The following is a 25,937-nucleotide window of genomic DNA, read 5'->3' on the forward strand; positions in this document are numbered from 1 at the left end:
ATATATAATAATTCCGTTATGTTTGTATTGTAGAAGTAAAATATAATCAATACAAATATGGAAACTTTAGGTTATTTAGCTGGTATCTTAACTACCATCGCTTTTGTGCCACAAGTAATACAGATTTATAAAACAAAATCTGCCAAAGACATATCCTTAGCGATGTTTCTTTTGTTTACTTTGGGCGTAACATTCTGGTTAGTATATGGAATAAGTGCAAATGCTGTTCCTGTAATTGCTGCCAATGCTCTCACGCTGATGTTATCATTAGTCATTCTGTTTTTTAAATATAAATACAGAAAATCAGTCTAAAAGTCTTTAAATGTCCTTCTGCGAAGGTCGTTTAAAGATTTTTAGACTTACTCTTTGCCTTCCTTTGTCTCCTCAATTGTTACAATTAATTGTTTTCCCAATATTTTTACAGCCGATAAAGTCTCTTTATCAATTATCTCTCCGTCTTGGTTAATCTTTGACCTAATATATTGCACTAGCAATTGCAGTTGGTCTATATTTTTGGCTTCAATGACTTTAAGTACTTCCAAAAGCGCCTGATGACCAGACGTCCCGTCAGTGGAGGCAGTAATTAAAAGCGTTGGCTTTCCTGAAAATTCACCCGAACCTACCGTCCAATCAATCGCATTTTTTAAAGTGCCAGGAATACCATGAGCATATTCAGGCGTACAAATAATTACACCATCTGCTTGGCTAATGAGTTCCCTGAAAATGGTAACTTGATTATCAATGTGTGTGTCCTTAATATCTGGATTGAAATGAGGAATTTTTTCGATGCTATCAAATATACTTAGCTCAATTTGGTCTGTAAATATCGTAGCAATAGCATGGAGCAATTTATGATTAGAAGAATTAACACGGGTACTGCCAGAAATGCCTAAAATTCTTTTTTTACTTTTCATTGAGAAATATGTTCTTAGATAAATTATTATTTGATTGATAACAATTTTTAAGACATTTAATCCCGCAATTTCAAATTTTTTAATGCTTTATTTACTGTCTCGGCTATACGTTCAACCTTTGTTTCTTCTTTTTTAGCCGCATAAATCCAATCAATATAGCCTTGTTGTTCGCTTTCAGAAAATGAAAGGAAATTCTTGAGGGCTTCGGGCTCATCTTCTAAACAAAGCATTAAATCTTTAGGCACATCAATAGGGTCATTATCAGCAAAGAGTGTAACATGAATCCAGTCGCCTTCTTGTTTACCTATTTTTTTCCTGATTTCAGCCCTTACTGGAAGAAATAGCTTTCCGTTTTTCATAGGCATCAATCGATAGTTTTTTATTTCAAAATCATCGATAGTTCCCTTTACTTTTACCCAACCGAACCATGCTTTTTTATCGGGTGGAATTTCTGAAATCACAGTAAAAGTCCAGCCTCCTTTCCCAGGAAACTTTTCTAGCAAATACTTTTTATCAACTAATGGCTTTTCCAAGGGATTGATGATTGGGTTTAATAAATGGATACTATGAAAGTTTTAGAAAATTAATTAAAATAACGAACTGAAAACTCACCCTAAAATAAAAAAACAAGGCTTTAAAGTTTTGAATTAATTTAGAAAATAGCTAGGTTGCTTTTGTGATATTAGTAAAATTATTTAAATAATTCTATAAACATTTGAACCATTAATTAAACCATGAAAAAAGTATTTGTTCTATCACTCTTAGTCTTTTTTAACTTTAGCTCTTTTGCTAATTTAGAATACATAGACCTTCAGAAAATTAGTAATGAAAGTAAATGTGTAAATGCTTTTAACAGCCTTAAAGTTGGTTTGCCATATTATGAACAATGGAGTTCTGAATGGAAACATGACAAGCCTAAAAAAGAAGTTATTAATACGCTTCAAGAACATTATAAAACCTTCTCTTCGATAAGTACAAAGAATGAGGATTTATACCTTTTATTGGGTGAAATTGCTCATTTCCTTTATAATCTCGAGGATTCAGCTAGTCATCGATTAGCAGTTGTAAATTATAATCTAGCCATTGAACAGCATCCAAAGAGTTTTCGTGGATATTGGTTTTTAGGATATCATTTTGCTCAATCTGCTAATATAGATTTAGCAATTGATAATTTATTAAAAGCCAAAGAATTACTGCCAGATGAACACAAACCTGTTGATTTTTGGGAAGAGTTTGGTGTGTCGATGGTATTTGCTAATATGCCATCACATGCAATTTTTGCAATGGATAGAGTAAAAGCTATTAGAGGAGAAATAGGATATTTTGAAACTTTATTGGGAGAGAGTGTAAGGAAAAAGATAATAGCGATGGATAATGATAAAATATATTTAAATAAGGAAATTTGGGAAGCTAGTGGTGATTCGGTAATGTCTTTTACTTCTAGACCGATGGGAGTTAAAATATTGGTTGATTCCAAATGGGGTTTAACTGTAACAGATTACAAGAATCATGGATGTGCATTTATAATGTCTCCACCCGAAATACTTAATAAAAAAGGTAAGAAAATTGGTTACAGCATTGCAATTATCATGAAAGTCGTCAAAGAAAATGATAAGCTTGAAGATTTTGTCAAGAACATGCTTGGAAAGGATAAACAGTCGAAGGTAAGCAAAATATCATTCTCGGATAAATATGATAATTTAATAGCTTATGAGGACCAGAATCCTAAGTTATATAAAAACTTAGGAGGAGCGCATATTTATGGCGTAGGGATAGAAAGAAATGCTCCTGAATACCCAGGACTCTTGTTAGAAAGACCTAGTGTGATACCCAATGGAAAAGAAGGGACGATAACTTATTACTCCACCGCAAAAAGTAAGGATAGATTTAAGGGAAGAATATTTTATTTTTTTATGCTTGATAGTTGTGAGGATATACATGAGGAGTCTTTAGCTATTTTTAAAAATCTATTTGAACAACTTACTGTTATTGAATAGAACGAGAGCTGCAATTTTACATAAATGACACTATTAATATTTTGAATCTTTTAATAAAAAACAACCTTAATTAATGAGAGCTAAATTATTCGTAACCACGATTTTACTATGTAGTTTTTTTGTTTCAAATGCTCAGACTAAGTATTTGAAAAATATAGATTAAGTGCGAAATCTAACCAAAAAGGCTACTGGATATTTTCAAGAAAATAAAATACCAGCTTTTTTTGATGAAATAACAAATTACTGGCCTGCACCTGATAATGAATTAATTGCATTAGAAGAAAAAACGATAAAGTATATAAATATCTTAGAAGATAGATTTGGAAAATCTGGAGAAATAGTAAAGGTAAATGAAGAAACAATTAAAGATTTTGCATTGAGAGAAACCTATATCTTAAAATTTGAACATTCAGCGATAAGATTAAAGTTTACCTATTTCAGAAACACTAATGGATGGATTCTAAATGCTTTTAAATGGGATGATAGTTTTGAGCTAGAATTTAAATAGTTAAAAGCCTTGATAGTTTTTAACTGAGATTAAAATACTTCACTATCCATTACAATGTAATCTCTTTCACGCTAGCATCACAAAAATGAATGATTCAATCAAAACCGTTGATGCATTTTATCTTCAACAGGCTGAACCTATAAAATCGTGTTTTCTTGCATTACAAAAGATTATTTGTTCGCAAGACCCTGAGATTACCAATACGATAAAATATGGGATGCCGTTTTTCTGCTATAAAGGGAAAATGTTTTGCTATCTCTGGATTCATAAAAAATACAAACAGCCGTATATTGGTTTTGTAGAAGGTAAAAGCATAGAACATCCAGCTCTTATGGCTGAGAAACGGTCTAGAATGAAAATCATGTTGTTAGACCCAAATGAAGATTTACCCTTAGATACTATTGAAATGCTCTTAAAACAGCTATTGGAATTGTATAGATAAAAGCAAAAATCACCAAACTTTACTAAGTATTGGGGATTTTTGCTTTATATAATGTTCTCTTAATCCTAAGCAGGTTGTAGTCTAGTAGTTACCGCAACTCTATTCCAAGCATTAATGCCAATAATTGCCACAATGATGTTTGACAGATAATTTTCATCAAACAATTCTCTAGCTTTTTGATACGTAGCATCTGAAACGCCCGACTGGCTAATCAACGTAATTTCTTCTGTCAGTGCAAGGATTGCTTTTTCTTCTTCGGTAAATAACGTAGTTTCTTTCCATGCGTTTAGCAAATAAATACGCTGTTCGGTTTCACCATATTTTCGAGCATCTTTGGTATGCATATTAATACAGAAAGCACACCCATTGATTTGCGAAGCCCTGATTTTAATCAACTCTTTGTGTGTATTTGTTAACGTTGTACCTTGTAAATACTTGTCTATCCCTAATAATGCTTTATAAGCTTCAGGCTCAGTTTGTAAAATGTTGATTCTATTGTCCATTTTTATGTTGTTTTAAATATGGAACAAAGCTATTCAAGCCCAAACCGAAAAAAGATAAACTGGTTTAAGAAAAACATTTACAACCTGTTTTTTCGTATTTCACTCAGGTATTCTGGCGTAAAGCCAAGGTATGATGCAAGCATATATTGCGGAATACGTTGAATAAATTCAGGGAAAAGATTACTGAAATGATGGAAGCTTTCTACCTTAGAAAAATCATAGAGATACTTAATTCTAATCTGTGTGGCTGCATAAGCTTTTTCAATAATCAACCTAAAATACCTTTCTAATTGAGGAAGCTCTGTGAAAAGTTGTTCTCTCAGATGGTGTTCAACAACGTAAAGGACTGAATTCTCGACTGGCTGAATATAAAATTGCGAAGGACTTTGGGTATTAAAACTCATGAAATCTGTCATCCACCAATTTTCAATCGCAAACTGAGTAATCTGTTCAACGCCCTTATCGTCTACAAAAAACAAACGCATACAGCCCTTTTCAACAAAATAGAGCGATTTGCAAATTTGTCCTTCTGTCAGCAAATTTGTTTTCTTTTTAACAGACAATGGCTTGATGTATTTCAGGAGTATTTGAATTTCATCTTCGTTGAGCGAAACGAATTTTAAAATATGTTTGACAAGATTAGGATACATATTAATATAAGTAATCAATACTATTTAAGTAATATTTTTTTGTCGTAAATGGCTGATAATTAAGTGTTTAAATGCTAATGAGACGGCAGGAAGTTCACCAATCACTACTTACCATTACTCTACTGAAAATTCTTTAAGGCCTTCTATTTCTTTGAAAATCTTTATTTCCCAATTTCTTTGCTTATCAGGAATGGTGCCATAGCTAGTATCGAGTCCATATTCTACTTTTCTCTTAGCTAGGTCGTTCATAATTTGGGTATTGATGTCGTCAATCTTTATTTTTCCTAGTACCATCGCCTTTCTATTATCGTAAACAAACTTACGGAATTGCCTGATATAGATTTCACTTAAATCAAACAATGTTTGCTGGTATCGCACAGAAATTTCACTATTATGAGTAGTATCTATCCAAGAGGCATTCTTGATAAAACAGTTGGTTATCTGCTTTTTGTAGTCTCTAGACAAGCTGAGAAAAGTACTAATTTTATAATCATAGCTAAATTGAGCTGAAGAAAAGGAATTAGTACTGTTGGCTACTTTTATTTGGAAATCATCAATGATTAATCGCCTTTTTTGTGACCAGCAGACAAGATTAGGGTCATTAGCGGATTGTTGTGCAAAAGAAGAAAAAGTATAGAGAATAGTAAAGAATAACAGATAATATTTCATAATTCAAGTGTTTGAGTGTTGTTTTTCTACAAACGGCAAGATGCTAAGAATATTCTACATTCAATAAGGAGTAGATAAAATTTGACTTATCAATCCTTTCCCACAAGTATTTACGTAAATGTTAAAACAAAGTACTTCATAAAACATTTATAAAGCATTATCAGATGAATCAGCTAAAGTATATTGCCTTTTGTTTGTTTTTACTGCTGGCTTGTAGTTCAACAGAAGAAAAAATGTATGTGCCTCAGAATCCACCATCAGGCGGTCAACCAATTGTTGATATGCCTGCTATCAATAAATCTTTTCTAGCGTTAGGTGATTCGTACACTATCGGACAAAGCGTGCCTGAAAAAGACCGTTGGTCGGTGCTTTTGAATAATTTATTGTCGACTCAATATCAAATTACTCCACACGATATTATTGCCCAAACTGGGTGGACTACCCAAGAATTAATGCAAGGCATTGCGAAACGAAACCTTACTCAACAATACGATATGGTTTCGTTATTAATTGGTGTAAATAACCAATATCGTGGCCTAAGTTTGGAACAATACCGTACTGAATTTCGTGAATTATTGAAAATAAGTGCCAATTTTGCCAAGAACGATTATCAAAGAGTAATGGTGCTTTCAATACCTGATTGGGGTGTTTCGCCCGCAGGACAAAATGCCGACAGAGTGAAAATAGGGACAGAAATTGATGCTTTTAATGGTGTAGCAGAGGAGGAATGTAAAAAAGTAGGCGTAGCTTTTATTGATATTACCAGTATCAGCAGACAAAATACTGACGCTTCGATGTTTGCCAGTGATGGCTTACACTTTTCAGGGAAAATGCATCAGCTTTGGGCTATGAAAGCACAAAGTACGGCATTGAGCATCCTTAAAAAGTAACGATTAATGAGCTTTCAAAAATTCAGTACTCAATATCAATGTCAGTGCTATACCTGCTACAAAACTTGATAGAATGAGGTTCCAATCGTGTTTTTTTACCCTAAAAATATCTAATAATAAAGAGCTAACGATTAACGAAAGTAATACAATCAATAGTTGTCCGATTTCTAATCCCAAATTAAAAGATAATAGCGGTTGCCAGATACTTTCTTCTTTTCCTAATAAGCTTCTCAGGTAATTTGAAAAACCCATTCCATGAATTAAACCAAAGAGCATTGCCATCGGATAACGTAGCACAGAAGATTTTTCTATTTGCGAAGGACGTTCAGCAGATTTATGGAATAAATTCAAAAAACAAGTAAGGAAAATACTGATAGGAATTAAAAATTCAATCAAATCGGTACTATAAGTAATCAGTTGAAGGGTCGCCAAAGCTAAGGTAAGCGAGTGTCCAATGGTAAAAGCCGTTATTAAAATCGCCACTTTTTTTAAATCCTTCAGTCGAAAGATAGCACATAGCGCTATTACAAACAAAATATGGTCGTAGCCATTGATATCTGTAATGTGTTGAAAACCAAGCTTAAAAAATGTTTGAAAGTCTGACATGTTGATGATTATTTACCTGTGTGGCTAGATATTCACAAAAGTAAATATTTTAAATTGAATTTCATTTAAAATTACATCGGGGTACAACCTATTGATTCTGGTTGTAAATTGCGTGAAATTTTAAATCCATGAACACCAAAAACTACATAGCGCTGTTGCTGTTGGTATTGATTAGCGTAAAAACGCTGCTCGTACCTGTAGTGTATTTGGATTTTGAATTAAGGAAGGATTACATCATCCAAAACCTTTGTGAAAACCGTTTAAAACCACAACTGAATTGTAATGGGCACTGTTATTTAGCCAAGAAACTTCAGAAAGTGGCAGAAGACAATGCTACCAAAGAAACACAAAAACAAGGGCAATCTATCAAGAAAATCTTGGAAGAAGTGTTTGATGCTGAGCCGCTTTTCACCTTAGAATGGGCTTTTGTAAATCCTCCTACAAAATCTATTTACACTTTTCTTACTGAAAACTCAGTAAGCGTTAGTTCTTCTCTTTTTCATCCTCCGATAGTCTAATCAGTTTTATTGTTTCGTTTTAATTTTTGAGGAGAAGTGTATTGTCTTCACAATTATTCTTTTGTCTTAAAAATAGATAACGAACAAAATTCCATTTTCTTTCAGGTATTATCACTGTAATGTATTCCAAATACAGCTGTTGGCTTTTTTGTATGATTGCTTGCGTCAATCGTATTGGTTTTCTCGTACTCTATTACGAGAACCTTTTCTCAATGACTTTAGTATTGAGAAACAATACCTTAAAAGCCAACTAGACTATAAAATTAAAGATGAAAAACATATTCAATCTTATTATCGTCATTTTATTGACGATATCTTCAACCCTTGCACAAAACATTATAAAAGGTAAAATTTTTGATAATTCCACCAAAGAGCCTGTGGTAGGTGCTGCTGTAAAAGCACTGGGCACTCATGCAGGGGCTACTACTAATGTTAATGGAGAATTTTCCTTTAATGTTACTGAGCAAATCAATAAAATTAGTATTTCAAGCATTGGCTTTCAGACATTGGAAGTGGATTACAACGCCGAAAAAGCATTATCTATTTCGTTAGAACCTTCTGTAGAAAACCTCCAACAAGTAGTAGTAACGGCTAATCGTGAGGCTAGTCTGAGGACTCAAGCTCCAGTAGCGATTTCTAAATTATCATCAACATTAATCAACGATGCCAAACCTACTAGTATGTACGAAATCATCAACAAGACGCCGGGCGTTGTGATGATGAACTACAATAATGAACAACATGGCATGGGTATTCGTCAGCCAATGGGAACTTCTGCTTACTTTTTATATTTAGAAGACGGCGTACCGATTAGACCAATGGGGGTTTTTAACCATAATGCCATTATTGAAATGAACGTGTTTTCTGTTTCTTCGGTAGAAGTAGTAAAAGGGCCAGCATCGTCACTATATGGCCCAGAGGCAGTAGGCGGAGCAATTAATTTTATTACACAACGCCCGACGGCTGTGCCTACTGCACGTGTAGGTATCCAGTTTGATAATTATGGCTATAAAAGAGTACAATACGGAGCAGGAGCGACAATCGGGAAATTTGGTTTATACTTAGGGGGCTACGTAGTCAAACAAGTAAATTCTTGGCAAGCGAGAAGTGATTTTGATAAAACTTCTTTCAATGCTCGTGCAGAGTATAAAATCTCTGACAAAACTCGCTTAGTGAGTACGTTGGCTTATAATGACTATTATTCACAAACAGGGGGTAGTGTAGACTCTATTGCATTTTATAAAAGAGAGTATTCTTCTACTGCCGATTTTACTTATAGAAAAGTATTGGCAACGCGTGCTAAAATCTCTTTGGAGCACACTTGGAATGCGAATGCAGAAACTTCTGTTACGCCATACTATCGCGATAATTCAGTAGGACAAAATCCAAGTTACTCTATTAGATGGACAACGGGAGCAACTACCGCTAAAGGAGAAATCAATGATAACTCATTTACATCTTATGGCGTTTTGGCTCAGCATTCACAGAAATTCGATTTCTTGAAAGCCCGTTTGTTAGTAGGAGGTACTTACGATTATTCTACGAATCCATATCGTTCTTATACCATCGACTTGACAGCGCAGTTGCGTTCAGATGGAAAATCCGTCGAGAAGTATACGTTAGTGAAAGAAAATCCTGATGTTTTTGTAGCTAAATACGATGCAAAAATCTTTAATACAGGCTTGTTTTCTCAGTTTGATTTTGAACCTATTCAAAAACTAAGATTATCCTTAGGCCTTCGTTACGACCGCATGTCGTTCGACTATCTAAATTATTTAGATAACAACGCAACTGGCACAAAAGAATATAGTCAAGTAACGCCCAAAATTGGGGCAACCTATGATTTAGGCAATGGAAAAGGTATTTACGCCAATTACTCACAAGGATTTTCTCCTCCAGGGTTGACAGCCGTTTTTCGCAAAACACCTACTGGCAGTGCCAATCCATTTTATTATAACTTAACGCCTGCCTATTTTGATAACAAAGAAATAGGAGGGTGGGCGTCGTTCTTGGATAACAAAATTTATATCGACGTTGCCTATTACGAAATGAATGGTAAGAATGAATTATTAAGTATTCGTCAGCCCGACAATTCAACTGATTATCAGTCTGCTGGAAAAACTTTGCATAAAGGTATCGAGTATGGCATTACGTATAAGCCTAATTCAGAATGGTTTATCCGTTTTGGCGGAACAAATGCTGTTCATCGTTTTATAGAATTTACGTTGAGTACAAAATCTTCTGATTTAGTGAAAGATGTAAATGGTAAAGATATGCCTTCTGCTCCTTCGTTTATTGCTAATTCAGAAATCACTTATAAACCTAAATGGGCAAAAGGATTAAGAACAGCGATTGAATGGCAACGTTTATCATCGTACTACCAAAACCAAACCAATACAGTAATATATAACGACAAAACAGCTTTCGGGCTTTCGGGTGTAAGCGTGTTGAATTTCCGTGCTGGGTACAATTTCAAAGGCATTGAGGTATTTACCAACATCATGAACTTGACGGATGAGTTATACGCCAATCAGGCTTCTAGAGGGAATAACGCTACCGATAGAACTACCTATACGCCAGCTGCTCCACGTACTGTGGTGATTGGCTTGCAATACAATTTTACCGGAAAATAGTTGTGAGTTAGTGAATTATTGAGTGATTTGTGATTTAGTGAATGAGTGATTATATGAAAATTAATCATTAATGTACTCACTAACTCGCTCAATCACAACTCACTAACTCACAACTCACTAATTCACTCACTAAAAAATCACTAAATAAAAAAAAGACATGGCAAATAATCTTAGTGAAATAACTAATGAAGAGGTTCAAAAAGAATCATCCTTAGGAGGATTAAAGAGAAATATCAAACGAAATATATATCGTTGGCACAGAATCATCGGTTTGATTACGATGATTCCCGTAATTTTTTGGTGTATTTCAGGCATGATGCACCCTTTTATGTCGCATTGGTTCAAGGTAAAACTAGCACATGAGTATATCAAGCCAGAAGCTGTAAATCAAGCACAAATAAAACTGTCTTTACAAGAAGTATTGAGCAAAAATAGCATCACGGAATTTAGAAATTTCCGTATTGTTAGTTTCAATAATCAGACATACTATCAAGTAAAAAGAGTGAGTAATCGTTTGGCATATTTCAATGCTACAACTGCTCAAATACTTGAAAATGGGGATAAAAAATATGCAGAATTTTTAGCACGCTACTTTACTGAAGATTACCAGTCGAAGGTTAAAAATATTGAAGAAATCACAGATTTTGACGACGAATATGCGTATGTAAATCGCCTCTTACCTGTTTGGAAAGTATCATTCGACCGTGCCGACGGGATGGACATTTATGTAGAAACCGAGCAAACGCGTTTAGCAAACTTCAACGAAAATCGTAGAAAAGCTTTTTTATGGGTTTTCAGAACTTTTCACAACTGGGATTTCCTAGCAAAAATTACCAATAATACCCTTAAAATCTCAATCATGATAGGTCTACTTTCTATCATTATTATTTCAATGCTGAGTGGTTTGGTGATTTATGGCTTTATGTGGGGAAAATTTAAAAAGCCACGCAATGCCAACGATAAAGTAGGAATCTTGAGGAAATACCATCGCCAAATTGGGCTTTGGGTAGCTTTTGTCACTTTCACTTTTGCCTTTTCTGGGGCTTATCATGCTACTAGAAAATTAACACCAGACGAACGTATCAAGTATTTCTATCAACCAGTTATCAAAACGACAGATTTACAAACGGCTACATTGGCTTTGCCTTTAGACTGGTCGAAAGTTGCTAATCTTGCTTTAGCCAAAATCGACGACAAACTGTATTATCAAGTATTTACAAAGTCGGAAGAAAAGGGAGATTGGAAAAAAGAGCAACAAGATAAAGCCGAGAAAATGGGCGAAAGTAAAAAGCCTGAGACAAAATCAAATATAGCTTATTATGACGTACAAACAGCCAATCTTTTATCCGACGGAATGATGGTACATGCCAAAGCATTGGTAGCACATTTTATTGAGCAAGGAAAATCTGGTGGCGACCCTACTTGTTGTGATTTAACCGTAAGCACAGACGAAGGCGATGATGAAGCATTACCAGCCATTGCTTCAACCGGATTCTTAACAAAATTTGATAAGGAATACGGCTTTGTAAACAAACGTTTACCTGTAGTAAAAATAGCATTGGCGACGGATAATCATTTGACTTATTATGTAGAACCAGCTACTAGCAGATTAGCAGCAAGCATTGTTGATTCTGACAGAAGAGAAGGACTTTCATTTGGCGTATTACACAAATTCTTGTTTATGGATTGGGCAGGAAAAGACATTCGAGACATCGTGACAATTTTTTCAGCCCTTGGCGTTTTAGTAGTAAGTTTATTTGGCTTTGCTTTGTTTTTAAGGGTGAAGTAATTTAAGAATCTAAAGAAATAAGCATGAAAAATATTAAACGTTTTAATACATATCTGGCACTTTTTGCAATAATAACGATTGCTTGTTCTTGTAAAAATGATGAGGTGAATCCAAAGGATAAAAATGATATTGTTTTGTCTTTTGAAAATCGTGTTGGCGATAAGGCTTTGGCGTTAAGAACAGGTGCTTATGTCAATAGTTTTGGGGAAGATTTTACGGTTACTACGTTGAACTACTTTATCTCTAATGTATCGTTCACGCAAGATAATGGTAAAGTGGTGAAGATTCCTGATAGCTATTTTTTAATAAAACAATCGGATGTGAATTCTCTTAAAGCTGTCTTAAAAGACGTGCCTGTTGGAGATTATACAGCAATAAGTTTTATGGTAGGTGTAGATAGTAGTAAAAGCGTTTCTGACATTAGCCAACTTAAAGGTGTGCTAGACCCTACATCTTATGAAGACGATGGGATGTATTGGGCTTGGAACTCTGGTTACATTTTCTTTAAACTTGAAGGCACGTCTTCAGTAGTGCCAAGCAATGCTACGGGAAAAAGACCTTTTCAATGGCATGTAGGCGGTTTTGGAGGATTTACTGCTAAAACTGTTAATAACCTCCGCACAGTTACCTTACCACTTAGTAATGCTGTTACTGTTCGTAAGAATATAACTCCTCAAATACAGTTGGTAGCAGATATGTTGAAAGTATTTAATAGCACAACTCCCCTAAAACTAGCTGAAATAAATATGGTGCATAGTATTTCTGCGGCTACGCCTATTGCTGACAATTATCAAAAAATGTTTAGTGTCAATTATGTTCATAATGATGCCAACTAATGCACAAAACTTCTACTTGTCGTTTGATAGATGAGTAGAAGTTTTTCAAAAAGATTGACGATGAAAATACTATTTCCAAGCTTCGGTATCCTTCTCTTATTGATGGTTGTTATTGGTTGCTCTACCCAACAAACGATTGAGGTACAGCCAGAAAAGCTATTTTATGAACCAGAAAACTTTTCGAAACCAGTTTATAAACTAGCAAAAAATCCAATTACGAAAGAAGGTTTTGAATTAGGTAAAAGCCTCTTTTATGATGGGCTGTTATCAAGAGATGGCTCAATTTCTTGTGGAGAATGTCACCGACAAGATTACGGATTTACGCATCATTTGCATGATTTAAGTCATGGTATTGATAACCAGATAGGTCTAAGAAATTCGTCTTCCTTACAAAACTTAGCATGGGAAAAAACCTTTGGCTGGGATGGTGGCGTATTTGATTTAGATCTTTTTGCTATTTCGCCCATTGAAAATCCTGTTGAAATGGACGAAAAAACGGGGAATGTATTAGAGAAACTCAGAAAATCGGATAAATATCCCGTTATGTTTAAAAATGCCTTTGGCACGACTGAAATTACTTCTGAACGATTTTTAAAGGCACTTTCTCAATTTTTATTGTCTTTGGTTTCAGCCAATTCTCGCTATGATAAATATATCAGGAAAGAAGCAGGAACAGTATTTTCTGAAACTGAATTAGCAGGTATGGAATTGTTCAAACAAAAATGCTCCTCATGCCATACTGGCGAATTATTTAGTGATGGTAGCTTTAGAAATAACGGCTTACCTCCCACAGAACGCCAACAAGTAGTATATAGGATGGTAGATGGAGTAAAAACAGCTTTTTTTGAATTGGTAGTTGATGATGGAAGAATGAGGATAACAGAACTTCCCGAAGACAAAAATAAGTTTAAAGTACCTAGCCTAAGAAATGTAGAGGCTACTAAGCCCTATATGCACGATGGGCGTTTTCAAACGTTAGACGAAGTACTAAATCACTATACCAAAACGGTAACGGCTACACAAAACCTAGACCCTTTGCTTAATCAAAATGGCAAATTGGGTATATCAATGACTGACACTGAAAAAACACAAATTATTGCTTTTTTGAGAACCTTGACTGACAGAACATTTTTAGAGGATAAACGATTTGCCCCACAATAATAGCATCGTTTATGAAAGTGCATATTCGATAATAGCCTGTACATGAATTTTTGTCGTATCAAATACTGGTACTTCAAAATCTTGCTGGCTCAATATCATAGGGATTTCGGTACAGCCCAATATTATTCCTTCAGCCCCCCTTGCGATTAAATCGTTGGCAATCTCAAGGTAGCTTTGCTTAGTAACTGGGTTGATTATGCCTCTTCCTAATTCCTCTTTCAAGGTAAATTGAATATAGTCTCTAGTTTCTTGTTTAGCAGGTACTAACACTTCTAAACCATACTCTGATAGTTTATCAAGGTAAAAGTCCATTTCCATGGTAAATTTCGTACCTAATAATCCAACTTTATTTAAACCTTGAAGCCTTATTTCCTTTGCAGTTGCTGTGCCGATATGGATAATAGGCAATCCTATTTGTATTTGAAGCTCGTCCGCAAATAAATGAGCAGTATTTGCACATAAAACAATTGCCTCTACGCCACTTCGCTTTAAACTTTGGCAAGCATTCAAAAAAAGCTCAAATGAATGTTCCCACGTTTTTTCTTGAATATCCCCAAAATTCAAAGAATAGATAATACACTCAGCGAAATTAAGTCCGCTTAGCTTTTCATTAATGCCTTCGTTTAAAAACTTGTAATAGTCCATCGTCGACACCCAACTTATTCCGCCTATCAGTCCAATTTTTTTCATATTATTATCACTAAAAAAAGGTTGTAATTTAAATTGATGACAAATCTTTTTACAAAAGTAATAAAGGCTTTACATTAATTACCGATTAAAATAAACTTGAAATAAATGGGTGAATACTGGTCAGTTTTTTGCCATTTATTTTAGATATTGTATTAAAAGCATCATTATCAGTTGAAAAGAAATGGTGATAGTAAAATATCATTATTGTATTGTAAAATCCCTATAATGAATCTGTTCATTATTTACAATCAGCGCTAGTACTTACGCTAACACATTAAAAAACTTCATCAAATATTCTATGAAATACAGACCTAAAAATAAGTATGTCTTTGGCGTATTGATGGCCATTTTAGTGTTGACTATTAATCAATTATTTATTCAATATTGGTTAAATCAGAAAAATGAAGATTCAAGAATAATTAATCTGTCGGGTAGACAACGGATGTTAAGTCAAAAAATAAATCTTGAATATTTTCAATTATTAAATCAGGAAGTAAGCTATAATGAACTGATACAAACATTTAAAAATTGGCAAGCAGTTCATTTTGCCCTGTTGAATGGAAATAAAGCATTGTCGGTGCATCCACTTACTAATGGAGATGCCAGAAAAATATTACTCGGGCTTTCTAAGAATATTGACTATATCCATCAGATTTTAAATGAAAAACCTGCTATAGACTTAAATATTATTCAAAAAATCAATAAAAATCAAGCTGATTTTTTGGTTCAAATGGACCATGTAGTAAAAAGTTTGGAAGAAGATTCGGATAGAAAATTGAGGTTTATTGTCATTATCGAAATTACTTTAGCCATCCTTTCTATTTTTATTATTGCCGCCGAAGTAATTTATGTGTATCAACCCATCGAAAAACAATTGCTTAAAACAATTGATGAACTTGAAAATTCAGAAAGTAAATTATTAGCCATTTTAGATAGCTCAACCGATATCAATATTTTTATTAGTCCAGACCTAAAAGTGCTTAATTTCAATAAATCGGCGGAAGAAAATGTTTTACTCTTGCATCAAAAACATTTAAAAGTTGGCGAAGATTTTACCCCATTTATTACTTCAAGTACTTACGAATCCTTCTATGATGCTTTTGGAGAAGCCTTGCATGGTGAAATTACCATCACCGAAACAGAATTAACATTCAACGGGAAAAAGATTTGGTTTAAAATCAGGTTCTTTCCTGTATACGATGCTCATTCAAAAATCATGGGCGTAACCTTTAATGCTACCAGTATAGACGAAAGAAAAAAAGCAGAAATCAAGGTAAATGAACAATTGAACATCCTAAAAGAAATTGCTTGGGAACAATCTCATTTAGTGAGAAGTCCGCTCGTGAATATTTTGGGAATTTCCACATTGCTGACTGACAAAGAATATCAGATAACCGAGGAAGAGCAACAACTCTTTTTAACCCAATTAGGCGACGAAGCCAACCGATTAGATGTTATCATCAAAGACATCGTTCATAAAACATATTATGTTTATCATGAATAACTCATCTTTTTGAGGAGTGAAAAAATATTTTAAAAAATAATCTCCTTTTCCAACCTTCTCTTTTTAATTACCGTCTATAGTTAAAATACTACTATTTCATCAAAAAAAATGATGATAGCAGTACAAGTGTTTTTATTTTTGTCGGATTACAATGATGTTTATCCTCTTAATCTTATCATTCAACTTATCATGAAAAAGTATTCTTTTTTATCAGTGGCGATGCTTGCATTTGCCTTAATTTTTAGTTCCTGTCAACAAAAAGAATTAGAAATTGTCTCTAAACCAGACCCGAACAATCCTACTGTTCCAAACCCAACTAACCCTTCCGATAGCCTTTTCTCAGTAAATATCAATGCTAAAATGGAAGTTGGTACTATTGCTTATGATAGTACATCAGCCAACATCATTGTTACCTCTTGGGATAAAAATAATGTAGCCTATGAAAGAGAAGTAGCAATAGGAGCGGGCAAAAGCAAAGTTTATCTAACGAAAGCCCATCAGAAATTCAGATTTAAATTTTTGAAATGGGGTATTAGCAACGAGTTGACTTTTACAAAAGAGGAACTCAAAGAAGGAGATGTGATTAACTTTGGAGGAAAAGCTACTAAAAAGCAATTAACCTCAGAAGAGAGTTCAATGGAAGCAGCGGGCGTAACTAAACCTTATTCAAAAACAAATTATTCGTATTATGCAACAGGCTTAGTAAAACAAATTGACTATTATCAAGCTGATGCTACAACATCTGTTTTAAGGTTTACATTCAAAACTGTCTATAGCTATGATGATAATGGTTTGTTAACTAAAGTTGAGTATTTTGATGCTTCTAATAAATCATTTGGCACGTCAATATTGACTTATAATACCAATGGCAAAGTTGCTACCATCAAAGAAAAGAAATACGACCAAACGGTAATGGCTAATTTCAAATACAACTTATCTAATGGTGTTGAAAATATAACCGCTGAATATGCTTTTGATAACGGAGCTAACATGAGCTATGCGATAAAGTATAAAAACGGAAACATCGTTGAGGATATCGCCAACGGTAGTACTGGCGGTAGCGAAAGTGGAAAATATGAGTATGATTCAAATATTAACCCTTATGCTCAGATGAACTTATACAGCTTGTTTTTGACGAACCTTTCTAAGAATAATAATATTAAGGAAGATAAAGCTTTCTCAAGAAGCATTCCGTCAAATATTCCTTACAAATTTGAATACAAGTACGATGCCAATGGATATCCTACCGAATTTGAAAAGAGTTTCAAAACATACACAAGCAATAATCATTTGTTCAAAATAAAAACGGTGTATAATTACTAATTGTAATAACGATTTAGGAAGCCTTCGTGATAAACGAGGGCTTCTTTGTTTGTAGCCTATTGAGTATTGAAATCCCTACAAAACTGAATTTAAGCCCCACAGGATACAATCTTAGCGAAAACTCAATGAGCGACTGAAATTTATCAGGCATAATTTGTAACTTCAATTTTCATCAAATACTAAAATCAAATTTTCATCCATATGAAAAAAATTACTTTTATCGTATTAACACTTCTCGGTTTTCAAGTTTCGGCTCAGAAGATTGTTCAGCGCGACCCCATGATTGAACAATTGGTTTCAGAAGTAAACGCTGATAGCCTAAAAGCCCATATTAATAAGTTGGTAAGCTTTGGCACACGCCATACGCTAAGTACTACTACCGAACCTAAAAGGGGGATTGGTGCTGCCAGAAATTGGGTGTTAAGTCGTTTTCAAGAATTTGCCAAACAATCTGAAGGTAGAATGACGGCCAAAATAGATTCATGGGTGTTGAAACCAGACGGAAAACGAGTGGATAAAGACCAAGACATGGGGAATGTAATGGGAATATTAAAAGGAACTGACCCAAATGATGATCGTATTTTCTTAGTTTCTGGGCATATCGATAGTAGAGTAACCAATGTGATGAACCGTGAATCGGATGCACCTGGGGCAAATGATGATGGCTCAGGAACAGCGACAGTGATAGAATTAGCAAGGGTGATGTCTAAAGCTAAATTCTCTGCAACAGTAATTTTTCTGGTAGTAAGTGGTGAAGAACAAGGACTTTTGGGTGCAGATTATCTATCGCAAAAGGCCTTTGATGAAAAATGGAATATTGAAGGCATGATGAACAATGATATTGTGGGCTCGAATAATAGTAGCGATACCAGAATTATTGATAACACACGTGTAAGGATTTTTAGCGAAGGCCTACCTGCTTTTGAGATAGATAAAAAAGCAACAAGCATCCGTAATATGGGGCAAGAAAACGACGGGAAGGCTCGACAGTTGGCTCGTTATGCCAAAGAAATTGGAGAACGTTATGTTGACAATTTAGAAGTAGTAATGGTATATCGTAATGATAGATTTTTGCGTGGAGGAGACCATACTCCATTTGTTAACCGTGGTTTCCCTGCGGTAAGAGTAACGGAGATGAACGAAAATTTTGAACACCAACACCAAGATTTAAGAACGGACAAAGGTATTCAGTATGGAGATTTCCCAGAGTTCATGGATTTTGAATACCTCAGAAAAAACACGGCGATGAACTTGGCTACGCTATCGAATTTAGCGAAAGCACCAGCGATGGTTCAAAACTTGACGATAGATACTAAAAACTTGACCAACTCAACGACGCTGTTTTGGCAGACACCCAAAACAGGCAAAGTAAAAGGGTATTATGTATTGATTCGGGAGACTTATCAGCCTTTCTGGCAAAAGAAAATCTTTACAACTAAAAATGGTATCAATTTGCCTTACTCTAAAGACCATTATTTCTTTGCTGTACAAGCAGTAGGAGAGGATGGAAATGAAAGCTTACCACTTTTGCCGAAAGTAGGCATGTAGACTTTATTGATTAGTCGTCTGATGATTGAAGATGGGCAATTCCTTCCTCAAAATCAGATATTACCTCGAAGTAGCTCGTTTTTGAACTTTTCAGCGCTCCAAAATTATATGGAATAGTTTTTTATAAACTATAGCTATATAAATTAATGGAACTCATGGAAAATCAACAAAAACACGGTACTAAGAAAAAGGAGGTTCTTTCAAAAGTTGAAAAGAATGGAGGAGAAAAGCCCAACAAAGTAATTGTTGAGGAAGAAGAAAAAACATGGGATGGCCCTCTAGGAGAAGCCGTGCGCCATGCTAATTCCGCTCAGATATATGCTGTGCCTAAGGCTATACCCAGAACTGAGACCATCGAAACGGGTAATCAAAAGCCTTTAAGTAATCCTGATGAAGCTAGGCCACAAACACAAAAGCCAACCGTTATTCAACAGCCTGTTGCTAATGATGATGAAGAGCCTAGTTCTGAAGACCTTAAGAAACAAAGTATCAAGCATTCAGAAGATACTAATGTAAGCGACAAGCGTGGCTACAATGAATTAAAGACTAAAAAAGAATGATTAAAATGATTAAGCGTATTAATCATTCTAAATAGATAGTGAGCAATAAAACTATTGCTCACTATTTAATTATTCCATGAAAAAACATTGATTTTTAGGATAATTATTAAACCTTTCAAAGATTCAATGTAATTTCAAGGGATAATTTTAAAATTTATGCCAATCATTAAACACGCTGATTATCAAGCTCCTTTTTGGCTACCGAATGGTCACTCACAGACTATTTTCCCTTCAGTTTTTCGTAAAATTAAAACTGTTAATTATCTGCGTGAAAGAATTATTACTCCCGATAACGATTTCTTGGATTTAGATTGGTCTAAGGCTCATCTGAAAAATGGTATAACAGACAAGGCTAGTAAAAAACTTGTTGTGTTATCGCATGGTTTAGAGGGCGATTCTAACAGACAATACATTACTGGAATGGTACAAATCTTTACAGAAAATGGATTTGATTGCCTAGCATGGAATTTCAGAAGTTGCTCAGGCGAGCTCAATAAAACCACCAGATTTTATCATAGTGGTGCTACCGATGATCTTGATTTAGTAATAAAATGTGCTATTCAGAAAGGCTACGAAGATATTTATTTAATAGGATTTAGTTTAGGAGGGAATCTTACCCTGAAATATTTAGGCGAACAATCAGAAAAACTGTCTTCAAAAATCAAAAAAGCAGTTACATTTTCTGTACCTTTGCACCTCTCAAGCAGTAGTCAGACAATCGGATGGCTTTATACCAGACGATTTAATGATTCCTTGAAAAAGAAAATCTTGGAAAAGGCAAAACTTTTTCCAGATCAAATACAAACTTCTAACATCTCGAAAATCAAAACATTAAAAGATTTCGATGATTGTTACACTTCACAACTACATGGTTTCCAAGACGCAGAAGACTATTACGAGCGTAATAGTTCCTTGTACTTCTTGGACAAAATCCAGATTCCAACATTAATTATTAATGCTCAGAATGACCCTTTTTTATCAAAGGCATGTTTCCCTTTTGAAAAGGCTAATTCTTTAGAACAAGTATTTTTCCAAGCCCCCAAAGACGGTGGGCATTGTGGATTTTATCAAGATAATTACCAAGGAACCTTATGGTCTGAAAAAAGAGCTTTAGAGTGGATAAGTAATAATTAGATTTAAAACAATCAAGATAAACTGCCCAAAATCGGTAGTTAAGGACAATATGATTACCAAAACAGTCGAACAAAAAATAAATTACGTCATTGATTTTGACAGTACCTTCACAAAAGTAGAAGGATTAGATGAATTAGCTGCAATTGCTTTGATTGGTCATAAAGACCAAGATAAAATTGTAGGAGAAATCAAAGCCATTACTGATAAAGGTATGCTTGGAGAAATGGGTTTTGCTGATTCCCTTAAAGCGAGAATAAACCTTTTGCCAGCAAATAGCGACCATGTGGCTACTTTAATTGAATTTTTGAGCGGAAAAATCTCCGAATCATTCCTCAGAAATGAAACTTTTATTCGTGAAAACGCTGCTAATATTTATATTGTCTCTTCAGGATTTAAGGATTTTATCGTTCCAGTAGCTACTCAAATAGGTATTTTAGCAGAGAATGTATATGCTAATACCTTCACTTACGATGCTGATGGAAACATTACAGGTTATGATAGCACCAACCTTTTATCGCAAGATAAAGGCAAAGTAAAGTTGTTAGAAGATTTAAAATTAGAAGGTGAAATTTATGCAATCGGCGATGGTTATACAGACTACGAAATGCGTGAAGCTGGTTTTGCTTCTAAATTTTTCGCTTTTACAGAAAATGTAGAACGCCAGAAAGTGACTGATAAAGCGGATGAAGTGGTAGCATCTTTTGATGAGTTTTTATATATCAATGGTCTTACGCGCTCACAATCTTATCCGAAATCTAAAATCAAAGTACTTTTACTAGAAAACGTACACCCGAAAGCTGTTGAGGCTTTTAAAATTGAAGGTTTTCAAGTAGAATTATTAAAAGGTGCTTTAGATGAAGATGAATTAATCGAGAAAATAAAAGGCGTATCTATTTTGGGCTTACGTTCTAAAACAAACTTGACAAAAAGAGTTTTAGAACACCCTAATGCGAGTCGTTTGATGACAGTTGGTGCTTTTTGTATTGGAACAAACCAAATTAATTTGGACGAATGCGAACGCCGTGGTATTGCAGTATTCAATGCTCCCTACTCAAATACTCGTTCGGTAGTAGAAATGGCTATTGGTGAAATGATTATCCTTACCCGTGATTTGTTGACAAAATCAAACAAAATGCACGAAGGCATTTGGGATAAATCAGCTAAAAACTCTTATGAAATCAGAGGTAAAAAATTAGGGTTAGTAGGTTACGGAAGTATCGGTACTCAGCTTTCTGTTATTGCAGAAGCAATGGGTATGCAAGTATATTTCTACGATGCCGTTGATAAATTGGCTTTAGGAAATGCAAAAAAATGCAAGACTTTAGAAGAGCTTTTAAATATTTCTGATTTTATTTCAATGCATGTGGATGGTCGTAAAACAAATGCGAACATTATAGGCGAGAAGGAATTTGAAATGATGAAAGATAATGTAATTTTCATTAACCTTTCTCGTGGACACGTCGTAGAAATTCCTGCTTTAGTAAATGCGTTAAAATCTGGAAAAGTTTGGGGTGCAGCAGTGGACGTTTTCCCTTATGAACCAAAAACTAACGACGAAGCATTTATCAATGAATTGCGAGGTTTGCCAAGAGTAATCCTAACACCGCACGTCGGAGGCTCGACAGAAGAAGCACAAGCTAATATCGGTGAATTTGTACCAAGTAAGTTATTACAATTTATGAACAACGGAAGTACGTATGGTTCTGTAAACTTCCCAGAGTTGCAATTACCAGCGTTAGAAAATGCACACCGTTTGTTACATATTCACCAGAATGTACCAGGTATTTTGGCGAAAATCAACAATATTTTTGCGAAATACAATGTCAATATACAAGGACAATATCTGAAAACTACTACCGAAATCGGTTATGTAATTACAGATATTTCAAAAGAATATGCCGACGAAATTGTTGAAGAATTAAAAGGAATTGACAACACGATTAAGTTTAGAATGTTGTATTAATTAAGCTATAACGAAAAGGTAGTTTTAAAAGAACTACCTTTTTGTATTCACAAGCTTAGGGCTAATGCCTCCTCATAATTCGGTTTGGTCAAACAAAAGATAATTTCGTATTTTTACAAAGCAAATCACGTAGAAAAGCATCGATGAGAAAAACATACTTTACCCCCGGCCCAGCCGAATTATTCCCTACTGTTGAACAACATTATAAAGATGCCTTTGACCTTCAATTAGGGTCGATTTCACATCGCTCTGCTCAATTTCGTAGTATTTATCAGCATACGGTTGAACAGTTGCGTATTTTGATGAATATTCCTGAATCAAACGGAATCTTCTTTACGGGTTCAGCTACTGAAATTTGGGAAAGAGTTATTCAAAACACGGTTGAACATGAAAGCTTCCATTTAGTAAATGGTTCGTTTTCAAAGAAGTTTTTCGATTTCTCAAAAGAATTAAATAAGTATGCTCATAAGCATGAAAAACCTTTTGGTGAAGGGTTTGATTATTCGGAAATTACTGTTCCAGAATATGCTGAATTAATCTGCACTACTGCTAACGAAACAGCTTCGGGAGTACAAATGCGTCCAGCCGAAATTCATAAGTTGAAGCGTGCTAACAAGGATAAATTTTTGGCGGTAGATATGGTTTCTTCGGCGCCTTATCCTGACCTAGATTTTAATATTATTGATACTGCTCTATTTTCGGTACAGAAATCATTCGGAATGCCCGCTGGTTTGGGCTGTTGGATTGTCAATCCTGCGCTGCTTGAAAAGGCTAACCGTATGAAAACGCATGAAAATCAAATCGGTACTTATCATAGTTTACCTTCTTTATTCAAGAATTTTGAGAAATTTGAAACACCTGAAACGCCTAATGTAATAGCGATTTATGTGTTGGGGAAAGTAGCAGAAGATATGAATAAGATTGGTATCGAAACCATCAGAAAAGAGACTGAGAAGAAAGCTAAGCTATTGTATGGTTTTGCAGAAAAAGCGGAGAACTTAGAAGTTTTCGTTAAAAATCCAGAACATCGCTCACAGACGGTCATCGTAGTAAATGTAAAAGGGAAGTCTGCGGCTGATATTATTAAAGAAGTACAAGCGGAGGCTAATTTTGTGATAGGTGCAGGGTATGGAGATTTCAAAGCTTCTCAATTAAGAATTGCCAATTTTGCGGCAGTGAATATTGGACAAGTAGAAGCCCTCATTGAAGTGATGAAAACTAAAGTATAGCATGATAAAGTCTTTGAATACATTCAAAGACTTTATTCTTTTTATAGACCTCCCTTTTGAGTAAGGCATTTTTATAACATATAAATTTTCAATCAAACCCCAAATACTATTATTCAATGGATTCAGTCGCTCAAACTTATACCTTTCGTTGGGGAATTATCGGTTGTGGAAAAATAGCCGAAAAATTTGCTGACGATTTGGTCGCTTATGTTCCTAATGCTACTTTACATGCTGTAGCTTCGCGTGATTTAGCAAGAGCCAAAGATTTTGGTGCAAAATATAATACTCCTCATGCTTTTGGTAGTTACGAAGAAATGCTAAAAAGCGGTTTGATTGATGTAGTTTATATTGCTACGCCTCATGCACAGCATCATGCCAATACGTTGCTTTGTTTAGAGGCGGGGGTACCTGTTTTATGCGAAAAGGCCTTTGCGATTAATACCCAGATGGTACAAGAAATGATTACTAAATCTCAAGAAAAAAACCTTTTCTTGATGGAGGCTATCTGGACAAGATTTCATCCTGCGATTAATCAGATTGAAGACATTATTAAAGCAGGTACAATAGGCGAAATCAAGCATATTGTAGCCGATTTTGGTTTCTTGGCTAATTATGATGAAACTGCACGCTTGTTCAACCCAGCACTGACAGGGGGGTCTTTATACGATATTGGTATCTATCCTCTGTTTATTAGTAAGTTGTTATTGGGTAAGCCATCGGAAGTAAAAGCAGTAGCTACTTTTGCACCAACTGGTGTAGATATGAATTGCTCAGTTGCCTTAGCTTTCCCGAATGGTGCTACTGCTTCATTGTTTTCTACCTTGGCTGCCAAGACGGATACTACTTGTACGATATATGGCACCAAAGGTAAGATATTTATTTCTGGTCGTTTTCATGAGACATTTGGCTTTACGTTGGAAGTAACTAACGAAGAACCCCAAGTATTCTCGACAGAAAGAAACGGCTGGGGATATAGCTATGAAGCCATTGATGTACAGCGTTGTTTAACAGAAGGAAGAATAGAAAACGACCGACTTCCTTTACAATTTAGTTTAGAATTGATGGAGTTAATGTGCGAAATCAGAAGCCAAATTGGATTAAAATATCCACAGGAGTCTTAATATTGCTATTCATCACATTTATGTAAAAACCTCCATGAAAAATGCTCATTTTCATGGAGGTTTTTTATTGCTACTAAATAAAATTTAACATGGGATTATTAAGAAATATTTTCGGACCCAGCAAAGAAGAAGTCTGGGTACAATTAGAACAAGAAATTAATGCACAGTTTATCAAGAAGAAGAGTTTTCTGATAGATGATTCTAAGGTAGTGCTAGAACACAAAAATTGGACGATAGTATTAGATGTTTTTCATCGTTCAACAGGAAAAAGTTCTACGCCTTATACTAGAATGCGTTGTGCTTATGTCAATAAAGATGATTTTCGTTTCAAGATTTTTAAAGAAGGTTTCTTTAATGATATAGCTAAATACTTTGGTATGCAAGATATTGAGATTGAAGATGAAATCTTTGATAATGTCTTTATATTAAAAAGTAAAAACCCTGAACAAATCAAAGCATTGTTTAAGGATGAAAGTATCAAAAAAGATTTTCTAGCGCTCTCTAATTTATCACTATTTCAAGTTAGTGTTAAAGACGATGAGGGATACTTTGGACAACATTTTCCTGAAGGAGTTGACGAACTTTATTTGGAAGTGATGGGTATTCTTAAGGATATAGAACAACTAAAAATCATGTTTAAGCTCTTTGCTGAAATCATGGATAGGCTTTGTGAAATCGGTTCGGCTTATGAAACTCGCCCTGAAATAGAATTGAAGTAAAGAAAATAAAACAAAACAAAACAAAACAGG

At 34.7% G+C, this 25,937-nt stretch carries 26 protein-coding genes; 19 read left to right on the forward strand and 7 right to left on the reverse strand.

Annotated features, from left to right (window positions below):
* Window positions 1-57: 57 nt before the first annotated feature.
* Window positions 58-312 (forward strand): SemiSWEET transporter, encoded by a 255-nt coding sequence (locus tag AC07N0_RS08605; RefSeq protein WP_492802240.1) that lies wholly within the window; start codon window positions 58-60, stop codon window positions 310-312.
* Between the two features lie 47 nt (window positions 313-359).
* On the opposite strand, the gene AC07N0_RS08610 is transcribed toward AC07N0_RS08605, so the two are convergent.
* Both AC07N0_RS08610 and AC07N0_RS08615 read right to left on the reverse strand, forming a co-directional pair.
* Window positions 360-914 carry an NADPH-dependent FMN reductase gene (locus AC07N0_RS08610; RefSeq protein ID WP_494588846.1) on the reverse strand — a complete coding sequence of 185 codons (555 nt, stop codon included), beginning with the start codon at window positions 912-914 and terminating at the stop codon, window positions 360-362.
* Window positions 915-970: 56 nt separating this feature from the next.
* Window positions 971-1,447: a YdeI/OmpD-associated family protein gene (locus AC07N0_RS08615; protein WP_492802243.1), complete on the reverse strand. Its 477-nt coding sequence runs from the start codon at window positions 1,445-1,447 to the stop codon at window positions 971-973.
* A gap of 201 nt (window positions 1,448-1,648) precedes the next feature.
* Here AC07N0_RS08615 and AC07N0_RS08620 point away from each other — a divergent pair, with 201 nt between their 5' ends.
* From AC07N0_RS08620 to AC07N0_RS08630, 3 genes are all read left to right on the forward strand, one after another.
* Window positions 1,649-2,911 carry a tetratricopeptide repeat protein gene (locus AC07N0_RS08620; protein ID WP_494588847.1) on the forward strand — a complete coding sequence of 421 codons (1,263 nt, stop codon included), beginning with the start codon at window positions 1,649-1,651 and terminating at the stop codon, window positions 2,909-2,911.
* Window positions 2,912-3,074: 163 nt separating this feature from the next.
* Entirely contained in the window at window positions 3,075-3,419 is a 345-nt protein-coding gene (locus AC07N0_RS08625; RefSeq protein WP_494588848.1) for a hypothetical protein, read from the forward strand.
* 85 nt (window positions 3,420-3,504) lie between these two features.
* A complete protein-coding gene (locus tag AC07N0_RS08630) occupies window positions 3,505-3,861 on the forward strand; it encodes a DUF1801 domain-containing protein (protein ID WP_494588849.1) in 357 nt (118 codons plus the stop codon).
* Between the two features lie 65 nt (window positions 3,862-3,926).
* Here the strand turns inward: AC07N0_RS08630 and AC07N0_RS08635 are convergent, their stop codons facing one another.
* From AC07N0_RS08635 to AC07N0_RS08645, 3 genes are all read right to left on the reverse strand, one after another.
* Complete coding sequence (locus AC07N0_RS08635) at window positions 3,927-4,364, reverse strand: carboxymuconolactone decarboxylase family protein (RefSeq protein WP_309912357.1); 438 nt, start codon at window positions 4,362-4,364, stop codon at window positions 3,927-3,929.
* Window positions 4,365-4,441: 77 nt separating this feature from the next.
* Window positions 4,442-5,014, reverse strand: a complete 573-nt coding sequence (locus tag AC07N0_RS08640; protein WP_492802251.1) for a Crp/Fnr family transcriptional regulator — start codon at window positions 5,012-5,014, stop codon at window positions 4,442-4,444.
* Window positions 5,015-5,128: 114 nt separating this feature from the next.
* The gene (locus AC07N0_RS08645) at window positions 5,129-5,683 is read right to left on the reverse strand and encodes a hypothetical protein (protein WP_494588850.1); all 555 of its coding nucleotides are present in this window, start codon (window positions 5,681-5,683) and stop codon (window positions 5,129-5,131) included.
* Window positions 5,684-5,847: 164 nt separating this feature from the next.
* Between AC07N0_RS08645 and AC07N0_RS08650 the strand changes: the two genes are divergently transcribed.
* Window positions 5,848-6,573, forward strand: a complete 726-nt coding sequence (locus tag AC07N0_RS08650) for an SGNH/GDSL hydrolase family protein (RefSeq protein WP_494588851.1) — start codon at window positions 5,848-5,850, stop codon at window positions 6,571-6,573.
* Window positions 6,574-6,576: 3 nt separating this feature from the next.
* On the opposite strand, the gene AC07N0_RS08655 is transcribed toward AC07N0_RS08650, so the two are convergent.
* Window positions 6,577-7,179, reverse strand: coding sequence for a HupE/UreJ family protein (locus AC07N0_RS08655; RefSeq protein ID WP_494588852.1), 603 nt, complete (start codon window positions 7,177-7,179; stop codon window positions 6,577-6,579).
* Window positions 7,180-7,307: 128 nt separating this feature from the next.
* Here AC07N0_RS08655 and AC07N0_RS08660 point away from each other — a divergent pair, with 128 nt between their 5' ends.
* The 5 genes from AC07N0_RS08660 (at window position 7,308) to AC07N0_RS08680 (ending at window position 14,116) form a co-directional block, all read left to right on the forward strand.
* Window positions 7,308-7,697: a hypothetical protein gene (locus AC07N0_RS08660; RefSeq protein ID WP_492802259.1), complete on the forward strand. Its 390-nt coding sequence runs from the start codon at window positions 7,308-7,310 to the stop codon at window positions 7,695-7,697.
* 269 nt (window positions 7,698-7,966) lie between these two features.
* Window positions 7,967-10,330, forward strand: a complete 2,364-nt coding sequence (locus AC07N0_RS08665; protein ID WP_494588853.1) for a TonB-dependent receptor domain-containing protein — start codon at window positions 7,967-7,969, stop codon at window positions 10,328-10,330.
* A 157-nt stretch (window positions 10,331-10,487) separates the two neighbouring features.
* Window positions 10,488-12,119: a PepSY domain-containing protein gene (locus tag AC07N0_RS08670; RefSeq protein WP_494588854.1), complete on the forward strand. Its 1,632-nt coding sequence runs from the start codon at window positions 10,488-10,490 to the stop codon at window positions 12,117-12,119.
* 23 nt (window positions 12,120-12,142) lie between these two features.
* A complete protein-coding gene (locus tag AC07N0_RS08675) occupies window positions 12,143-12,955 on the forward strand; it encodes an MbnP family protein (protein ID WP_494588855.1) in 813 nt (270 codons plus the stop codon).
* Between the two features lie 60 nt (window positions 12,956-13,015).
* A complete protein-coding gene (locus AC07N0_RS08680; RefSeq protein WP_494588856.1) occupies window positions 13,016-14,116 on the forward strand; it encodes a cytochrome-c peroxidase in 1,101 nt (366 codons plus the stop codon).
* A gap of 9 nt (window positions 14,117-14,125) precedes the next feature.
* Here the strand turns inward: AC07N0_RS08680 and AC07N0_RS08685 are convergent, their stop codons facing one another.
* A complete protein-coding gene (locus tag AC07N0_RS08685; protein ID WP_494588857.1) occupies window positions 14,126-14,806 on the reverse strand; it encodes an aspartate/glutamate racemase family protein in 681 nt (226 codons plus the stop codon).
* A 298-nt stretch (window positions 14,807-15,104) separates the two neighbouring features.
* Here AC07N0_RS08685 and AC07N0_RS08690 point away from each other — a divergent pair, with 298 nt between their 5' ends.
* From AC07N0_RS08690 to AC07N0_RS08730, 9 genes are all read left to right on the forward strand, one after another.
* Window positions 15,105-16,310, forward strand: a complete 1,206-nt coding sequence (locus AC07N0_RS08690; RefSeq protein ID WP_494588858.1) for a type IV pili methyl-accepting chemotaxis transducer N-terminal domain-containing protein — start codon at window positions 15,105-15,107, stop codon at window positions 16,308-16,310.
* A 189-nt stretch (window positions 16,311-16,499) separates the two neighbouring features.
* Window positions 16,500-17,633 carry a hypothetical protein gene (locus AC07N0_RS08695; RefSeq protein WP_494588859.1) on the forward strand — a complete coding sequence of 378 codons (1,134 nt, stop codon included), beginning with the start codon at window positions 16,500-16,502 and terminating at the stop codon, window positions 17,631-17,633.
* Between the two features lie 201 nt (window positions 17,634-17,834).
* Entirely contained in the window at window positions 17,835-19,181 is a 1,347-nt protein-coding gene (locus AC07N0_RS08700) for a M28 family peptidase (RefSeq protein WP_494588860.1), read from the forward strand.
* Window positions 19,182-19,336: 155 nt separating this feature from the next.
* The gene (locus AC07N0_RS08705; RefSeq protein WP_492802273.1) at window positions 19,337-19,741 is read left to right on the forward strand and encodes a hypothetical protein; all 405 of its coding nucleotides are present in this window, start codon (window positions 19,337-19,339) and stop codon (window positions 19,739-19,741) included.
* A gap of 156 nt (window positions 19,742-19,897) precedes the next feature.
* Window positions 19,898-20,875 (forward strand): YheT family hydrolase, encoded by a 978-nt coding sequence (locus AC07N0_RS08710; protein ID WP_494588861.1) that lies wholly within the window; start codon window positions 19,898-19,900, stop codon window positions 20,873-20,875.
* A gap of 49 nt (window positions 20,876-20,924) precedes the next feature.
* A complete protein-coding gene (serA, locus tag AC07N0_RS08715; protein WP_494588862.1) occupies window positions 20,925-22,838 on the forward strand; it encodes a phosphoglycerate dehydrogenase in 1,914 nt (637 codons plus the stop codon).
* Between the two features lie 143 nt (window positions 22,839-22,981).
* Complete coding sequence (locus AC07N0_RS08720; RefSeq protein ID WP_494588863.1) at window positions 22,982-24,067, forward strand: aminotransferase class V-fold PLP-dependent enzyme; 1,086 nt, start codon at window positions 22,982-22,984, stop codon at window positions 24,065-24,067.
* Window positions 24,068-24,183: 116 nt separating this feature from the next.
* Window positions 24,184-25,188: a Gfo/Idh/MocA family protein gene (locus tag AC07N0_RS08725; RefSeq protein ID WP_492802277.1), complete on the forward strand. Its 1,005-nt coding sequence runs from the start codon at window positions 24,184-24,186 to the stop codon at window positions 25,186-25,188.
* An 89-nt stretch (window positions 25,189-25,277) separates the two neighbouring features.
* On the forward strand, window positions 25,278-25,907 hold the full coding sequence (locus tag AC07N0_RS08730; RefSeq protein WP_492802279.1) for a DUF3137 domain-containing protein: 630 nt from the start codon (window positions 25,278-25,280) through the stop codon (window positions 25,905-25,907).
* Window positions 25,908-25,937 lie beyond the last annotated feature (30 nt).

It is taken from the genome of Arcicella sp. GW821-FHT09D11 (genome assembly GCF_059416265.1).